General features: G+C 73.6%; 14 protein-coding genes. 9 read left to right on the top strand and 5 right to left on the bottom strand.

The window, feature by feature from the left end:
- Positions 1–9 precede the first annotated feature (9 nt).
- A complete protein-coding gene (locus tag J5Y04_RS04710) occupies positions 10–3,291 on the top strand; it encodes a BTAD domain-containing putative transcriptional regulator (RefSeq protein ID WP_209410483.1) in 3,282 nt (1,093 codons plus the stop codon).
- Between the two features lie 38 nt (positions 3,292–3,329).
- Here the strand turns inward: J5Y04_RS04710 and J5Y04_RS04705 are convergent, their stop codons facing one another.
- A complete protein-coding gene (locus J5Y04_RS04705) occupies positions 3,330–4,799 on the bottom strand; it encodes an HEXXH motif-containing putative peptide modification protein (RefSeq protein ID WP_209410482.1) in 1,470 nt (489 codons plus the stop codon).
- A gap of 146 nt (positions 4,800–4,945) precedes the next feature.
- Complete coding sequence (locus tag J5Y04_RS04700) at positions 4,946–5,119, bottom strand: hypothetical protein (RefSeq protein ID WP_209410481.1); 174 nt, start codon at positions 5,117–5,119, stop codon at positions 4,946–4,948.
- A gap of 479 nt (positions 5,120–5,598) precedes the next feature.
- Here J5Y04_RS04700 and J5Y04_RS04695 point away from each other — a divergent pair, with 479 nt between their 5' ends.
- Positions 5,599–6,330, top strand: coding sequence for an MSMEG_1061 family FMN-dependent PPOX-type flavoprotein (locus J5Y04_RS04695; protein WP_209410480.1), 732 nt, complete (start codon positions 5,599–5,601; stop codon positions 6,328–6,330).
- Between the two features lie 242 nt (positions 6,331–6,572).
- Here J5Y04_RS04695 and J5Y04_RS04690 read toward each other — a convergent pair whose 3' ends face one another.
- On the bottom strand, positions 6,573–6,998 hold the full coding sequence (locus J5Y04_RS04690) for a class I SAM-dependent methyltransferase (RefSeq protein WP_245204233.1): 426 nt from the start codon (positions 6,996–6,998) through the stop codon (positions 6,573–6,575).
- A gap of 56 nt (positions 6,999–7,054) precedes the next feature.
- On the opposite strand from J5Y04_RS04690, the gene J5Y04_RS04685 reads away from it, so the two are divergent.
- The 3 genes from J5Y04_RS04685 (at position 7,055) to J5Y04_RS04675 (ending at position 9,161) form a co-directional block, all read left to right on the top strand.
- Positions 7,055–8,026 carry a winged helix-turn-helix domain-containing protein gene (locus tag J5Y04_RS04685; RefSeq protein WP_209410479.1) on the top strand — a complete coding sequence of 324 codons (972 nt, stop codon included), beginning with the start codon at positions 7,055–7,057 and terminating at the stop codon, positions 8,024–8,026.
- A 318-nt stretch (positions 8,027–8,344) separates the two neighbouring features.
- Positions 8,345–8,650 (top strand): VOC family protein, encoded by a 306-nt coding sequence (locus J5Y04_RS04680; protein WP_209410478.1) that lies wholly within the window; start codon positions 8,345–8,347, stop codon positions 8,648–8,650.
- 94 nt (positions 8,651–8,744) lie between these two features.
- Positions 8,745–9,161: an HIT family protein gene (locus tag J5Y04_RS04675; RefSeq protein ID WP_209410477.1), complete on the top strand. Its 417-nt coding sequence runs from the start codon at positions 8,745–8,747 to the stop codon at positions 9,159–9,161.
- A gap of 143 nt (positions 9,162–9,304) precedes the next feature.
- On the opposite strand, the gene J5Y04_RS04670 is transcribed toward J5Y04_RS04675, so the two are convergent.
- Positions 9,305–10,162 (bottom strand): hypothetical protein, encoded by an 858-nt coding sequence (locus J5Y04_RS04670; RefSeq protein WP_245204231.1) that lies wholly within the window; start codon positions 10,160–10,162, stop codon positions 9,305–9,307.
- Positions 10,163–10,489: 327 nt separating this feature from the next.
- Positions 10,490–11,266 carry a GntR family transcriptional regulator gene (locus J5Y04_RS04665; protein WP_209410476.1) on the bottom strand — a complete coding sequence of 259 codons (777 nt, stop codon included), beginning with the start codon at positions 11,264–11,266 and terminating at the stop codon, positions 10,490–10,492.
- Positions 11,267–11,428: 162 nt separating this feature from the next.
- Here J5Y04_RS04665 and J5Y04_RS04660 point away from each other — a divergent pair, with 162 nt between their 5' ends.
- The 4 genes from J5Y04_RS04660 (at position 11,429) to J5Y04_RS04645 (ending at position 15,722) form a co-directional block, all read left to right on the top strand.
- On the top strand, positions 11,429–11,632 hold the full coding sequence (locus J5Y04_RS04660) for a hypothetical protein (RefSeq protein ID WP_209410475.1): 204 nt from the start codon (positions 11,429–11,431) through the stop codon (positions 11,630–11,632).
- A 289-nt stretch (positions 11,633–11,921) separates the two neighbouring features.
- Positions 11,922–13,025, top strand: a complete 1,104-nt coding sequence (locus J5Y04_RS04655; RefSeq protein WP_307852928.1) for a glycoside hydrolase family 19 protein — start codon at positions 11,922–11,924, stop codon at positions 13,023–13,025.
- A gap of 189 nt (positions 13,026–13,214) precedes the next feature.
- The gene (locus J5Y04_RS04650; protein ID WP_209410474.1) at positions 13,215–14,354 is read left to right on the top strand and encodes a serine hydrolase; all 1,140 of its coding nucleotides are present in this window, start codon (positions 13,215–13,217) and stop codon (positions 14,352–14,354) included.
- A 183-nt stretch (positions 14,355–14,537) separates the two neighbouring features.
- On the top strand, positions 14,538–15,722 hold the full coding sequence (locus J5Y04_RS04645; protein WP_209410473.1) for a thiolase family protein: 1,185 nt from the start codon (positions 14,538–14,540) through the stop codon (positions 15,720–15,722).
- Positions 15,723–15,795 lie beyond the last annotated feature (73 nt).

Below are 15,795 nucleotides of genomic sequence, written 5' to 3'. Positions count from 1 at the left end.
GGAGGACCGTTGGAGTTCCGGCTGCTCGGACCGGAGGAAGTGCTGTGCGGGGAGCAGGTCGTCCCGATATCGGCGGCCAAGCACCGGGCCGTGCTGAGCATGCTCCTCCTGCGGTCCGACCGGGTCGTCTCGACCGAGGACCTGATCGACGGACTGTGGGGGGCGGATCCCCCGAAGACCGCCAGGACCACGCTGCACAACTACATCCGCCGGCTGCGGGGGATCCTCGGGGACCGCGGAGCGGACATCCTGCACACCAGGCCCGGCGGGTACTCACTGCAGTTGGAGTCGCACCGGCTCGACGTCCACGTCTTCGAGGACCTGGTGAAGCGGGCCGACGGCGCGCAGGCGGCGGGAGACCTGAACGGTGCCTCGGCGCTGCTGCGCCGGGCCCTGCGGCTGTGGCGCGGCAGGGCGCTGGAGGGGACGGCCTCCCGCTATCTCGCGGAGGTGGAGGCACCGCGGCTCGACGAGGGGCGGCGTTCGGCGTTCGAGGGGTTGATGGATGTCGACCTCCGACTCGGCCGTCACGCGGCCCTGTTGGGCGAGATGCGGCGGGAGCTCGAACGCGAGCCGCTCAGGGAGCGGCTGCGGGCGCAGTACATGCTGGCGCTCTACCGCGCCAACCGACGAGCCGACGCGCTCGACGTCTACCGGGAGGGGCGCCGCGTCCTCGTCCGGGAGCTCGGTCTGGAACCGGGGCCGGAGCTCCGGGAGATGGACCGCGCGATCCTCGCCGACAGTCCGGACCTCGGGATGCCGGCGGTGGCCGCGCCACAGGACGGCGCAGCCGCGGAGGGCGCCGACCTCGCCCCGGTCCCCCGCCAGCTCCCGGCCGACGCGCTGCACTTCACAGGCCGTCGTGACCACCTGCGGGCGCTGGAGGAGTGGGCCGACGACCAGGGCGCCGGCGCCCCGATGATCATCACGGCGATCGACGGGCGCGGGGGCGTGGGCAAGACCGCGCTTGCGGTGCGCTGGGGGCACGCCGCCCGGGCGAGGTTTCCGGACGGTCAGCTCTACATGGATCTGCGGGGGTACTCGACCTGTCAGCCGGTCGCCCCCGTCGAGGCCCTCGCGACCTTCCTCTACGCCCTGGGCGTCCCCTGCGACCGTGTCCCGGGCGACCTCGACCGCGCCATGGGCCTCTACCGCACGCTGGTGGCCGGGAAGCGCATCCTCATCGTGCTCGACAACGCGCGGAGCGTGGCCCAGGTGCGCTCGCTGCTCCCCGGGACACCCGGCTCGTACGTCGTGGTGACCAGCCGGGACACGCTCGCGGGTCTGGTCGTCCGGGACAACGCCCGCCACCTCAGGGTGGATGCCCTTCCCCCGGCGGAGGCCGGGGAACTGCTGGAACGGCTCATGGGGGCGGCGCTCGTCGAGGCCGAGCCGGAAGCCGCCGCGGAGCTGGCCCGGCTGTGCGGCCACCTGCCCCTGGCCCTGGGGGTCGCCGCCGTCAACGTGCGCGAAGCCGGTGGGGACCGCCCGGTGGCCCGCTACGTGGCACGGCTGCGGGCGGAGGACCGGCGGCTGTGCGCGCTCAGCGTCCCGGAGGACGAGGCCAGCGATCTGCAGGCGGTCTTCTCCGTGTCCTACGCGTCCCTGTCGCCCGACGAGCGGAAGCTGTTCCGGCGCCTCGGCCTCGTGCCCGGACCCACGACCACCACCGGTGGTGCGTCCGCCCTGCTCGGCCTGGCCCCCGCCCGGACCTCGCAGCTGCTCAAGCGGCTGGTCGCCGCGCACCTGGTCGGCCAGACGGACTACGACGTGTTCCACCTCCACGACCTGCTCCGGCTCCACGCCGAGGAGTGCGTGGCGGCGGAGGAGAGCGCCGAGGAGCGGGCCGCCGCGCTCCGGCGGCTCTACGACTACTACCTGGCGGGCGTGCACACGGGGGCCCGGCTGCTCTATCCGGAGAAGATGCGGGTGTTCACCCCCGAACACGCCGCCGACGAAGCGGTCGTGATGCACGACCAGACCGCCGCCCGGGACTGGTTCCGGCAGGAGCACACCAACCTCGTCTTCGCCGTGCAGCAGGCCGCGGCGCTGGGCCTGCGCTCCGCCGCCTGGGAGCTCTGCGACGGCCTGCGGGGCTACTTCTGGCTGGTCCGCACCGCCCCGGACTGGATCGCGGTCTCGGAGGCGGCGGACGAGGCGGCCCGGGCAGCCGGTGAGGTGCTCGGTTCCGCGGCCGCGCGGTTGAGCCTCGGCGACGCCCACCGCAGCCTCGGCAGGTACGAGAGCGCAGCCGGGCACTACGGTGCGGTGCTGGCGGACGCCGAGACCATCGGGTGGCGGGAGGGGAAGGCCCAGGCGCTCATCAACCTGGGCCTCGTCGACATCCTCACCGGTGCCCTGCGGGACGCCGTGGAGCGCTACAAGGAGGCACTGGCGGTCCTGCCGGCCGGTCCGGAGTGGACCATGCTCCGGCTGAGCGCGGAGGGCAACACGGGCCTGCTCTGCCAGGAGCTCGGCGACCTCCGGACGGCGGAGCGGCACCTCCGCGCCACCGTCGAGTTGAGCCGGCGCATCGACTCGCGCGGTGCCGAAGGGGTCTCCCGGGGCAATCTGGGCCAGGTCCTCAGCCTTCTGGGGCGTTCGGACGAGGCGCTCGACCGGCTCACGGACGCCCTGGCGATCCACCGGGAGGTCGGCAACCGGGGCAGCGAGGCGGAGACGCTGCGGGCGCTGGCCGACTGGCACCGGGACCGGGACGACCTTGCCGTGGCCCTGGACCTCGCCACGGCCGCCGTCTCCCTGGCAGACGAGATCGGCGAGAGCCGTCTGGCTGCGGCAGCCCTCCAGACCCTGGCCTCCGTCCGCACGCGCCGCGGGGAGCCGGCCGAGGCCGCGCGGACCTACGACCGCGCACACGCGCTCGCCGAGCGGGCCGGAGCCAGGCACACGGAGGCGGCGATCCTGGTCGGCCGGGCCGAGCTGTGTCTGCTGGGTGGGCACCTCGCCGACGCCGGGACCCACGGCCGCTCCGCACTGGCCCGGGCACGCGTCGAGGGCTACCGGATCATCGAGGGCCAGGCGCTGACCGTCCTCGGCCGGGTGGGCCTCGCGGAGGGGCGCCCGGACGAGGCGGCCGGGCTCGCCGCCGAGGCCGCTGCCGTCCTGGCGGAGGCCGGCCACCGGCTCGGCCTGGCCGACGCGCAGGGAGTGCTCTCCCGTGCGCGTCGGCAGGCGTCCGGCGGCCGGGACCGGGGGGTCGGCGACGCCGAGCCTCCCGGACGATCTCCCGCGCCCGGATCCGGCGAGCGAGGTCGGAGGATCAACGGGTGACCGGAGACCGGGGTCCGTCACCGTGTCCCGCCGAGGGCTCAGGGGCCGTCCACCCGGGACACCAGTCCCGCGGCGAGCAGCAGGTCGAGGGAGCGGCGGGTGGTCCTGCGGGCGGCGTCCTCGCCCAGCGGTCCTTGCACCGTGCGGCGGTAGCCCTCGGCGATCGAGGTCAGCGGCACCCCCTCGCACAGGGCGTAGACGGCCCAGGTGTGTGCGTCGAGCCAGTGGTAGCGAGCCCGGTCCGGCATCAGCACCACGAGCTGCCGCAGGGCGGGCAGCTCCCGGACCAGCGCGGGCTCGTTGCGGACGAAGACGCCGTCGGGGGACGGCGGTTCGCCGGCCCGGCCCGCGGCGGCGGCCGGTCCGGGCACCCGGACCAGTGAGCGCACCCGGGGCTCGCAGTGCTCGACGGCGTCGAGCAGCCAGTGGACGAAGCGGCGGCCCTCCGGGGTCACCTGCCCGTGGTCGGCGCAGAGGGCCTGCTCCGCGAGGTAGGTCAGGCGCTCCAGGACGGTGCCGTGGCTGCCGAGGGCGGCGGCCGGGCTCCCCGGCGTCGGCTCGTCGACGACCTCGTCGGCGGGCGGCGGTCCGAACCGGGCGACGAGCTCAGGAGCCGCCTCGCGGGCCACGGTCTGGAAGACCAACATGTGCGCGTAGAAGTGCAGCGCCACCAGCACCCTGATGAAGCTCCAGGAGGACTGCCTCCACGGGATGGGCACCTTGGCCGTGCCGTCCTCCACCAGCGCGCAGGAGCGCAGCACGTCGAACAGCTTCAGGTGCGCGCCCTCGTGCAGCAGCGTCTCGGCCGTCGTCCAGGGATCGCGGAGCCGGCCGGGGGACATCAGGATCGAGGACGGCAGCGGGTCACCGCCCGACAGCGACTGCAGCGGGCCGTCGGCGGACTCCCCGTCGCTGAACCCGACCAGCGACGCGTGCCGCAGCACGCTCGGACCGATCTGCGGGAGGAGTGACGTGAGCAGCTCGCCGCCCTGCCGCAGCGCCTCGACCATCTCCGGGGTCGCGTCGAAGGGCTCGCTCTGGCTGCCCGGCTCGAAGCTGTTGCGGCACAGCTCACGGAGCCGTTCGGCGATGGCCTGCCGGGAGGCCGGGGCCCGGAGTCCGGTCCACACCCAGCCGACCCCGATCTCCGGCCAGGGTCGGGCCCGGGTCAGCATGAGGCTCTCGCAGGGGCCGGCGCCGTCGGCAGGCAGCGGCCACCCCTCCGCAAGATGACCACCGAGGGCGCTGGCGGCGAACACCCCGTTCTCCAGGCAGGCCACGTCGTCCTCGAAGGCGTTGCGCAGCACGGGGTCGGCCAGGGCGGGGAGCAGCCGGTCGTCCGGCTCCAGCGAGAGCGCGTGCAGGACGTCGGCGTGCCGGGGGTCGCGGGTGCCCAGGAGTGACAGCCCGAGGCGGTACCTGGCGAGATTCCTGGCTTGGATGGCGGTGGAGTCTCCGAAGAGACCGTCCCGCGCGAGTACGTCCTCCGCCGTGCGAGGGGAGACCATGGCCACGGTGGTGCCTTTCTGTTCCGTTCCTGGGGTGCGGTGTGCGCCGTCGTCCGGAGCGGGGTACGGCGGTGGAGTGCGGTGTGCGCACCCGCAACAGGCGCTCCTCCGCCTCCACCGCCGTACAGCCGCTCAGGCGGACGGGGTCAGGCCGACGCGGTGACCAGCACGGGCCGGTCGACACTCGCGTACGTCGGCACCGCCGCGTACGCCGGGACCCAGGCACGCTCTGCCGCCGAGTCGGTCATGACCCGCGGCGCCTCGTTCTCGTCGAGGGCGGGGAGCAGGAACTGCGGCAGCCGGATGGCCTGCGCTGACATGGTGCACTCCATTCTCCGCGGTGCTTCTTCTCCGCGGTGTTTCATGCGTCCCGGAGCGGTTCTCCGGAGTCCGTGGGGCGGGCGTCGGCGGTGTCCGGCGGCCCGCAGGTGGGAAAAGCCGGGCGCAACGGGCCGCCCGGGCCCGGTTGTTCCGGACTCGAAGCATCGTCAGGCGCGGCGTGTCCTGGTCACCAGAGGTGACTGTCCCGACGGTGTCCCGGGACAGTGGTGGTGGAGGAGGAGGACGTCGACGGGCTTGTCCGGCGCGCACCCTGGCTCTCGGCCGCATGTTCGTGGAGGACGGCCCGTCCGCGTTCAAGCGCCGGGTTTCCGGCCGGATGGCCGGAGGCTGTCCTGGACCGGGAGGCGGCGATCACCGGCGGGATTCCCGCCCGGAGCTTCGCGGGCCGCTGGGCGGGCGGCTGAGCGAGCCGCTGAGCAGACCTTCCGCGATGCGTCGGGAGCGCTAGATTTCCGGTATGACCAGCACACCGGAGACTGTCATTCCGTCAACCACCGGGCCGGGCCCGCAGGGCGCTCGAACCCCGCAGGGCGCGCACGGCGCCCCGGGGAGCCTGTTCGCGGCGCTCAGTACGGGCGCCGTGAAGGACGCGGCGGACCTGCGGGAGATCTACGAGCAGCCGGGCGACCACGCGCGGCGCAAGCAGGTCGACCGGATCCACGAGGTGGCGCGGCAGCTGATCGCCTGCTCGTCGCTGGTCTTCGTGGCCAGCGCGGATGCGGCCGGGCGGTGCGACGTGTCACCGCGCGGCGGGCCGGCCGGGCTGGTCTCGGTGCTGGACGATCACACGCTGGCGATTCCGGACGCCACCGGCAACAAGCGGCTGGACACCCTGCACAACATCGTCGAGACCGGGCAGGTCGGGCTGCTCTTCGTGGTGCCCGGCCGGGACACCACGCTACGGGTCAACGGACGGGCCTGCGTCTCCACCGACCCGCGGCTGCTGGAGCAGCTGACGGCGGTCGGCAAGCCGCCGCGCAGCGCGATCGTGGTGGCGGTCGAGGAGGTGTACGGGCACTGCCCGAAGGCGTTCCTGCGCGGCTCGGCCTGGAAGCCGGAGAACTGGCTCGCCAAGGACGCGCAGCCCACCTCGGCCGCCGTCACCCTCTCCCACCTGCGGGACCCGTCGCTCACCATCGAGATGATCGAGCAGAACGAGCGGGAGGCGCTGCTCTACCGCTACGAGTAACGCGGGGCGGACGGACGGGCGGAGGCCGGTCCCCGGTGCTCCGCCGGGACCGGCCTCGGTGCGTCCGCGCACGGCAGACGCCGGGTGTTGGGCGTCGGGTGTTGGGCGTCCGCCGTCGGGCACCGGATCGGCCGGACGCTCGGGATCGTCCAGGGCGGGCCGCCGGTCGGGGTGCCGGCGTCCCGCGCCTACGCGGGGGTCCTCGCCTCGGTGGCCGGGTGGTGTGCCGTCACGCCGTGCCGTCACGCCATGCCGGACTCGCCGTCCCCCGTGGCGTCACCGCCAGGCCCCCGAGGCCGACGCGAGACGCGCCGGAGTTCGCCGAGACCACGGTGGAGGTCGGGCCAGTGGTGCACCGTCATCACCGCCATGGCGGCATCGAACGCGCCGTCCTCGAAGGGCAGTTCCTCCGCGCCGGCCAGGACCTTCCGTCGGCCGGGGTGCTGCTCCAGCATCACCCGCGAAGGGTCCACCGCGGTCACCTCCGCGCCGGCCGGCTCGTAGGACCCGGTACCCGCACCGACGTTGACGACCGTGCTCGCTCCGGCCAGGGCCTGGTGGATCAGCGCCGCCAGGCGCGGGTCGGGCCGCCGGACGTGCCGGTAGCCGATGCCGATGCGGTCGTACGTCGCCGTCGCCGGGGTCCCCCCGGGAGCAGATTCAGTCATGCGCCGGATTCCACCAGGCCGTTCACTGACGGGGCGAGAGATTTAGCATGGGCCGAATGTTGCTGATCCGGCTCGATGTGGACGCCCTGGCCTCGGTCCGGTTCGCATGCTCACCCCTCCAGGAGACCGTCCAGAGCCTGCGGGCCTGGCGCAGTCCCACCCGCTACGCCCTGCACCAACCGTTCCTACGGCAATCCGCCCCGCTGCTCCGTCACCTCGACTGGCCGCTGTTGCAGGCACTCGTCGGCCCGACCCGGCTGGTCGCCGACTTCCTCACGCCGCACCCGCCGACGCCGAGCACGGACATCGACGACGAGTTCGCCGTCCTGCGGTCGACACCGGCCCGGCGCGTGACGCAGGAACTGCTCCAGGCCGCCGACGGCCGCCCCCTGCACCCGATCCTGCAGGAGGCCCGCACCGACCCGCTCGGCCTGCTGGGGCGTGTCGCCGACGCCCTGCACACCTACTGGCTCCTGGTGATCGCGCCGCACTGGCCGCGCATTCACGCCGTGCTGCGCGCCGACGTCCTGTACCGCGCCCGCCGCCTCGCCGACGGCGGAGCGGCCTCCCTGTTCGCCGACATCGACCCGGGCCTGGCTTGGCGGCCCGGTTCCGGGACCCTGGCCGTCGACGCCTTCCCCGCCGAACACCACGACCTGCCCGCCGACGGACACGGCGTGACGTTCACGCCCTCCCTGTTCTGCGACCACGCCGTCACCGTCGTCGACCTTGCTCTGCCGCCCCGGATCTGGTACCCGGCCCGCGGCCTCGCCACGGTCTGGCACGCCGGCTCGACCGCCCCGCCGAGGGCCCTGGCCGACCTCCTCGGCCGCACCCGCGCCCGCATCCTCGACCTGCTCGCGGAACCGGCGAGTACCACCGGGCTGGCCCACCGGCTGGGCGTCAGCCCCGGCACGGTGAGCCAGCACCTCGGCGTCCTGCACCGCGCCGGACTGGTCACCCGGGCCCGGCACGGGCACCTCGTCCTGTACCTGCGCGGCCCGCTCGGCGACCAACTGCTGACGTGAGGCCGACGGTGACGCACGGATGCCCCACCGCCCCGAGCAGCCGGCCGGCGCCCGGATCCTGTGGCGGGCCGGGCGGTACCGGGAGGGCGGTACCGGGGAGGCCGGATCACGGGCAGGTCGGTCCCGGGTGGTCCGCCCTCCCCGGACCGGCCTGCCCCCCGTCCGCACCCGTCGGCCCGCCGCACGCGACCGGCGGTACGCAGTGCTCTGGCCGCATAGGTTCACCCGGTCCTGACGCGGCATCCGTGATCAATTTCCTGTCGGTGCCGGGCGGTAGCGCCTGTCCGCGAGTGGTCGACCGAGGAGAGGGGCTGCGGGATGAGCGAGCTGGACGGAGTGCACTTGGTGGTCTACCCGGCAAGGGATCTGGGGGCGGGTATCGAGGCCTGGACCGCCGTGCTGGGCCGGGGGCCGGTGTTCCAGAACGCCGATTACGCCACCTTCGCCGATGGCGGGGTCGAGATCGGATTGTCGCGGCTGCCGTGGGTCGACCACCCGCTGGTGTTCTTCAAGGTCGACGACGTCGAGAAGGCCCGCGGAGCGCTGGTTGCGTCCGGTGCGACGGCTTTGGTGCAGGACGCCGAGGGCGTGCTGCACTCCGGCGACGGGACTCCGGAGCAGTAGCCAGCGGCCGGCGGTGAGCGGCCGGACGGGTGAAGCCGGGCCGGGGAGGGTTGGTGGGCGTGCCGGGGCGGCGGACGGTCGCTTGAATGGACGGATGGACTGCGTCTTCTGTGCGGTGGTTGCGGGCGAGGAACCCGCGCACCGGGTGCTGGACGACGAGGTGGCGGTGGCGTTCCTGGACCGGCGGCCGCTCTTCCCCGGCCACGTCCTGGTCGTGCCCCGCGCCCACCACCGCACGCTGGCGGACCTGCCGACGGCGGAGGTGGGCCCGTTCTTCCTCCGGGTGCAGCGGGTCGCGGCCGCAGTGGAGCGCGGGCTCGGGGCGGCGGGCAGCTTCGTCGCGGCGAACAACCGGATCAGCCAGTCGGTGCCGCACCTGCACGTCCACGTGGTGCCGCGCAATCCGAAGGACGGGCTGCGCGGCTTCTTCTGGCCGCGCGGGAAGTACCCGGACGAGGCGGGCGCTGCCGAGGTCGCCGAGCGGCTGCGGGCGGCCCTCACCCCGCCCTGAGGGCCGTCTGAGCCCGAGGCGGCCCGGGCCGCCTCGGGCTCAGACGGTCGGGCTCAGACGGTCGGGCTCAGACGCTCGGGCTCAGACGCTCGGGCTCAGGCCGGCCCAGGGCTCAGGCCGACCCTGGGCGCAGGCCGCCCGGCTCAGCCGACCCGGACGTTGTCGAGCACCCAGTACCAGTTGTTGCTCCCGGTGTACCGGAACCGCAGCCGCAGCCGGCTCGCACCGGCCGGCACGGCGAGTGCCAGCGTCTGCCGGCCGTTGGTCTCGGCGCTGTAGCTCTTGACGACGACCGGCGCGCCGCCGTCCCAGACCGCCAGCACCTGGGCGGTCTGGCCACCCTCCTGCTGGTAATAGGTGGTGAACGAGACCGGGACGGTGCTCAGCCCGGCCACCGGGTACTCGGGGCTGACCAGGGTGGAGTCGTAACCACCCGTGAAGCTCTTGTCCGACCACTCGTCGGAGTCGGCGACGGCGAAGACGTTGGGGGAGCGGACGTTGAGCTCGCGGTACTGGTCGCGCTGGGTCCTGGTCCAGAACTCGTCGGTGGTGAAGGCCCAGCCGCGCCACTCGGTGACGCCGCCCGTGCCCATCGCCGAGTTGTCGACCGACCAGCCGCTCGGCGGGGTGTGGGTGAAGCCGATGGTGCCCGCGGCGGTGCCGGTCTCGTCCACCGGCCCGGTGAGCTGCGGGCGCAGCGCGTCGAACGCGTCCGGGACGAGGGTGCCGATCGGGGATCCGTCGAGGTTCCAGGCCGGGTCGATCGCGAGGCCCAGGTGTGCGATGGCGGTGGGCGCGAGGTCGACCATCCGGACGTCGTGACGGACCGAACCCGCCGGAAGCCCACCGCCGTTGGCGATCACGAAGGTCTGCCGCTCGCTCCAGGTGGAGCCGCCGTGGCCGCCCGCGTCGGTGTGGCCGTGGTCGGCGGTGACCATGATCAGCCAGTCCTCCTGCCCGTACGTGGCGCGGCCCCGGACGGCGGCGACGATCTGGCCCACCTGGGCGTCCAACCCCGCGGATCGCGCCCAGGTACGCCTGGCTGGCGGCGCCACTGGCGTGGCCGGCGTGGTCCACGTTGTCGAGCTGGACGAAGACGGCGTCCGGGTTGCCGTAGCGGAGCTTCGCGACCGCGCGGGAGGTGGTGCCGGTGTCGTACTCGGCGGACGGGGTGGCGACACGGGTGTCGACCTTGCCGGAGTAGACGGTGTCGGCGATCGGTGCCCAGGAGGCGACCACGTAGGTGGAGAGCGCGGGGGCCGCGGTCTCGATCCGGGTCAGGAAGTCGGGATAGGCGGCGAACGCGGGGGCGGTGCCCGAAGGGCGGGTCAGTCCGCTTCGAGACGGGTGGTGAAGCTGAACCGGTCGCCGCGGTACAGCGAGCGCACCCGCTCCAGCGGCACACCGGCCGCATCCCTGGTGAGCCGGTGCAGCAGCAGCATCGGCAGGGCGGGCGGCGTTCCGATCAGCAGCGCCTCGCGCGGGGAGGCGAGCACCGTCTCGATGCGCTCGTCGGCCCCGCCGAGCTCGACGCCCGCCCTCTCCTTCAGGAAGGCGTAGAACGACGAGCCGGGGTCGAACTCCCGGTCCAGCTCCGGCACCCGGGCCACCGCCAGATAGGTGCTCTCCAGGCCGACCCGCTCGCCGTCCGCGAGCAGTACCCGTTCCAGGTGCCAGACCTGCTCCCCCACCCCGATGTCCAGCTGCCCGGCCAGCAGCGGGCCGGCGGCGAACCTCTCCAGCCCGATCAGGTTGCGTCCCGGGACGCGCCCCTGACGGCGGACACCCTCGGTGTAGCTGGCCAGCGACAGCGGCTGCTCCAGCTTGGGCCCGGCCACCACCGTGCTGCGGCCGCGCCGCCGGACCCGCCCCTGGATCAGCAGGTCGCGCAGCGCCTGCCGGAGGGTCTCCCGGGCCACTTCGAAGCGGGCTGCGAGGTCGCGCTCGGTCGGCAGCACGCCGCCCTCGCCGAGCTCGTCGAGCAGCGCCTCCAACTGGCCCTTGACGGCGTAGTACTTGGGCACCCTGCCGTGCTCGGGGATGCCTGCCCGGATGGGCGCGCCGAGGCCGGGCAGAGGGGTCGCGGGCCCGGGGGTTTCGTCCATCCGGCCATCCTCGCAGACTCCGGCGGGCACCCGGTTCAGGGCCGATCCGCAGCTCCCTCGCGTCGGGCCGGGCCCGCTGGCGGCACGCATCGGACGGGACTCCCCACGGAGGACCCGCGCGGTCGCAACCGCCGGCCGAGCCGCGACCGGGATCCGAACCCCATGACCCACCGCCCCGGACCGGCCCTCCTGGTGGGGTTCGTCCCCGACGAGGATCCGGCACTGGAACCGACCGTCCACATCCACAGCCATGACGAGCACGTCGTTCCCTACGACATCATGCGCTGGTTCGTGGAACAGGTCACCGAGCAGGTGGAACGCTGCCGGGCTGCCTACGCGCAGGAGAATCCCGGAACAGTGGAATGAGCTCGGGGCGTCGGCGTCCACTCCGAGATGACGCGGCGCCACCGGCGCACGGAGCCTGTCGGCTTCACGAGATCCGTGCCTGAACCGCCAAAACAGGACTGTTCCCGGCCCAATCCGTGGCCGCCCCTTGACAGGTATAGACCATTCCGCTTGAGTCTCGGTCAGCCCCGCACCGGCCCGTACCCCGGTCGGCGTGTCCCCCACGACGCGCCCGCGCGGGGTCGGAGCCCCCTGGCACCACAGTCCTGTCCCACCGATGTGCGGCCCCCACCGCACAAGGGGTGATCACGTGTCAACGAAACGCCTGCTCGCGCTGCTCTCCGCCATGGTCACGGCGCTCGCGCTCGCGCTGCTGCTGCCCGCCGCGAGCGCCAGCGCCGCCGCCTGCTCCGCGCCCTGGAACGCGGCCACCGCCTACACCGGCGGCGCCTCCGTCTCCAACAGCGGCCACAACTGGTCCGCCAAGTGGTGGACCCAGAACGAGGCTCCCAGCACCGGCGGTACCGGTGTCTGGGCCGACCAGGGTGCGTGCGGCGGCGGCCCGACCGATCCGACGCCCACCCAGACCCCGGGCGGCTGCGTCTACCCGGACTGGACCGCCGGGCGCACGTACACCACCGGGAGCATCGTCCGCTACACCAACGGCGGGCTCTACCGGGCCACTCACGACAACCCGGGGTACGACCCGGTGATCAGCACCTGGTACTGGGAGCCGTACAGCTGCGGCCCGACGCCGACGCCGACCGGCACCCCGACCTCGACCCCGAACCCCGGCGGGTTCCCGGTCAGCCAGGCGCAGTTCAACCAGATGTTCCCGAACCGGAACTCCTTCTACACCTACCAGGGCCTGCTCGACGCGCTCGGCGCCTACCCCGGCTTCGCCAACACCGGCAGCGACACCGTCCGCCGGCAGGAGGCCGCCGCCTTCCTCGCCAACGTCAACCACGAGACCGGCGGCCTGGTCTACGTGGTCGAGCAGAACACCGCCAACTACCCGCACTACTGCGACACCTCGCAGCCCTACGGCTGCCCGGCCGGGCAGAGCGCGTACTACGGGCGCGGTCCGATCCAGCTGAGCTGGAACTTCAACTACAAGGCGGCCGGCGACGCGCTCGGCATCGACCTGCTGCACAACCCCAACCTGGTGCAGACCGACCCGGCCGTGGCCTGGAAGACCGCCCTCTGGTACTGGAACACCCAGACCGGCCCGGGCACCATGACCCCGCACAACGCCATGGTCAACGGGTACGGCTTCGGCGAGACGATCCGCAGCATCAACGGCTCCCTGGAGTGCAACGGCGGCAACCCCGCGCAGGTGCAGAGCCGGATCAACGCCTACCAGAGCTTCACCCAGATCCTCGGCACCGTCCCGGGCTCGAACCTGAGCTGCTGACGGTCCGACAAACCCCGCCCCCGCCCGACAGGGCCCCCGCCGCCCCCGCCACTCCCCCGCTACTCCCCGCCCGCTCCCGGTACTTCACGGGGAGCAGCGGGAACGTACCTCGGCCGGAGGAGCGGCGGGGGTGCAGAATCATCGTCACGGCGGACGACCGGGCAGGGGGCGGGGCCTAGGCTCGCAACCATGAACGACCTTGGCAGCCTTGTCCAGCAGACCGCCGACCGGCTCGCCGGCCAGCAGGTCGGCGCCGTGGTCGCCGGCCTGGCCGGCGGCGCGGTGGAGATCCGCGGTGCCGGGAGCACCTCCACGGGCCCGGGCGACGGCGTGCCCGGAGCGCACACCCTGTTCGAAATCGGCTCGGCCACCAAGGTGTTCACCTCTCTCGCCCTGGCCCGTCTGGTGCTCGCCGGCTCGACCGCACTCGACGAACCACTGGCCGAGGTCCTGAAGGACGCGCTGCCGCCCGGCGTCACCGTCCCCGCCCGGGGCGGTACGCCGATCACCCTGCAACACCTGGCCACCCACACCTCCGGACTGCCGCGGCTCCCCGCCGGGATGCTGCTGCCCGCCCTGCTCTCCCCGAACAAGCCGGACCCGTACCGCAACTGCACCTCCGACGCCCTGTTGTCCGGTCTCGCCCGCACCCGACTGCGCGCGGTGCCCGGCCGCAGCTTCCGCTACTCCAACCTCGGCGCCGGCCTGCTCGGCCTGGCCCTCGCCCACCAGGCCGGCACCGGCTACGAGGAACTGGTCACGCGCGAGGTCTGCGAGCCGCTCGGACTCGCGGACACGGTGATCACCGTCGACGGCGAGCGTTCCGGCCGGCTCGCCCACGGCCACACCCCGGGCCGTCGCCCCGTCCCCGGCTGGCACCTCGCCGACCTCGCGGGCGCCGGCGGGCTCCGCTCGACCGCCGCCGACCTGGCGATACTCCTCCAGGCCCAGCTGGCCTGCACCGGGGCCTCGGCCACGACCCCCTTCGAGGCGTCGGCGACGACCACGGCGCCGGGCGGGTCGCCGCTGGCGCCCGCGATAGCCCTCACCCGGGAGGTCAACCACCGCGTCAACCCCTTCGCCTGGATGCACCTCGGCTGGCTCGCCCACCGCCTCCACCCCCAGCAGGGCGGCCACCTCCAGATCTGGCACAACGGCGGGACGGGCGGGTTCCGCTCCTTCGTCGCCTTCGACCCCGAGAAGCAGGTCGGCGTCATAACCCTGGCCAACACCCGCCGGTCGGTCGACCCGGCGGGGGTCGCACTGCTGCGCACCCTGCAGAACGGCGGAGCAACGGGCAAGGGCCGCGCGTCGGGCGGGGCGGCGTAGCGGGCAGGGCGGGGTGGCGTAGCGGGCGAGGCCCGGAGAGCGTGCACGGAGAGCGGGGCGCAGCGAGCGGGGCAGCCGCGCGGAGAGCGGCCCGGACCACAACCTCATAACGTTGGAATTCCAAACTCACTAGATCTCTAGTAGGTTTGGTTTCCCAACTCACGCGAGAGGAAGGCGGCCGCCATGCGTGACGCCGTAATCGTCGAAGCCGTCCGCACCCCCATCGGCAAGGGCAAGCCCGGAGGCGCGCTCTCGGGCGTCCACCCCGTGGAGCTGCTCGCGCACACCCTCCAGGCCCTGATCGGCCGCAGCGGCGTCGACCCGGAGTTGGTCGACGACGTGATCGGCGGCTGCGTCGACCAGGTCGGCGAGCAGGCCATGAACACCACCCGGTACGCCTGGCTGGCGGCCGGCCTGCCGGAGTCCGTCCCGGCGACGACGGTCGACCGGCAGTGCGGCTCCTCCCAGCAGGCCGTCCACTTCGCCGCGCAGGGCGTGATCGCGGGCGCGTACGACGTGGTGGTGGCGTGCGGGATCGAGTCGATGAGCCGGGTCCCGATGTGGTCCAACGTGCCGCCCGGCGCCGACCCGTTCAGCGCCGCGATCGCCGCTCGCTACCCCGGCGGGCTGATCCCGCAGGGCGTCAGCGCCGAGCTGATCGCCGCCAAGTGGTCGGTCGCGCGCGAGGCGATGGACGCGTTCGCCGGCGGCTCGCACGCCAAGGCCGCGCAGGCGCACTCCGCCGGCCTGTTCGAGGCGGAGCTCGTGCCGGTCACCACGCCGACCGGGCTCGTCACCCTGGACGAGTCGGTGCGCCCGAACACCACGCCGGAGATCCTGGCCGGCCTCCGCCCGTCCTTCGCCGACCCCGGCTTCGCCGAGCGGTACCCGCAGATCGACTGGTCAGTGACGGCCGGCAACAGCAGCCCGATCAACGACGGTGCCTCCGCCGTCCTGATCACCAGCAGCGAGACGGCGGCGCGACTGGGCCTGCGCCCGCTGGCCCGGCTGCACTCCTTCGCGGTGACCGGCTCGGACCCGCTGCTGATGCTGACCGGCGTCATACCCGCCACCGAGAAGGTGCTCCGGCGGGCCGGGCTGTCACTGCCGGACATCGACCTGTTCGAGGTCAACGAGGCGTTCGCCAGCGTCGTCCTGGCATGGCTCCAGGAGACCGGCGCCGACCCCGCGAAGGTCAACGTCAACGGCGGCGCGATCGCACTCGGCCACCCGCTCGGCGCGAGCGGCACGCGACTGATGACGACCCTCGTGCACGCGATGCGCGAGCGCGGGGCGCGGTTCGCGCTGCAGACCATGTGCGAGGCGGGCGGCCTGGCCAACGCCACCGTCCTGGAGGCCCTGGACTGAGGCCCGGCAGGCCCGGCAGGCCCGGCAGGCCCGGCAGGCCTGGGAAGCCCGGGAAGCCTGGCATCCCGACGCC

The organism is Kitasatospora sp. RG8 (genome assembly GCF_017813315.1).
Taxonomy (GTDB): domain Bacteria; phylum Actinomycetota; class Actinomycetes; order Streptomycetales; family Streptomycetaceae; genus Kitasatospora.
This window is presented reverse-complemented; position numbering and strand designations above follow the sequence as displayed.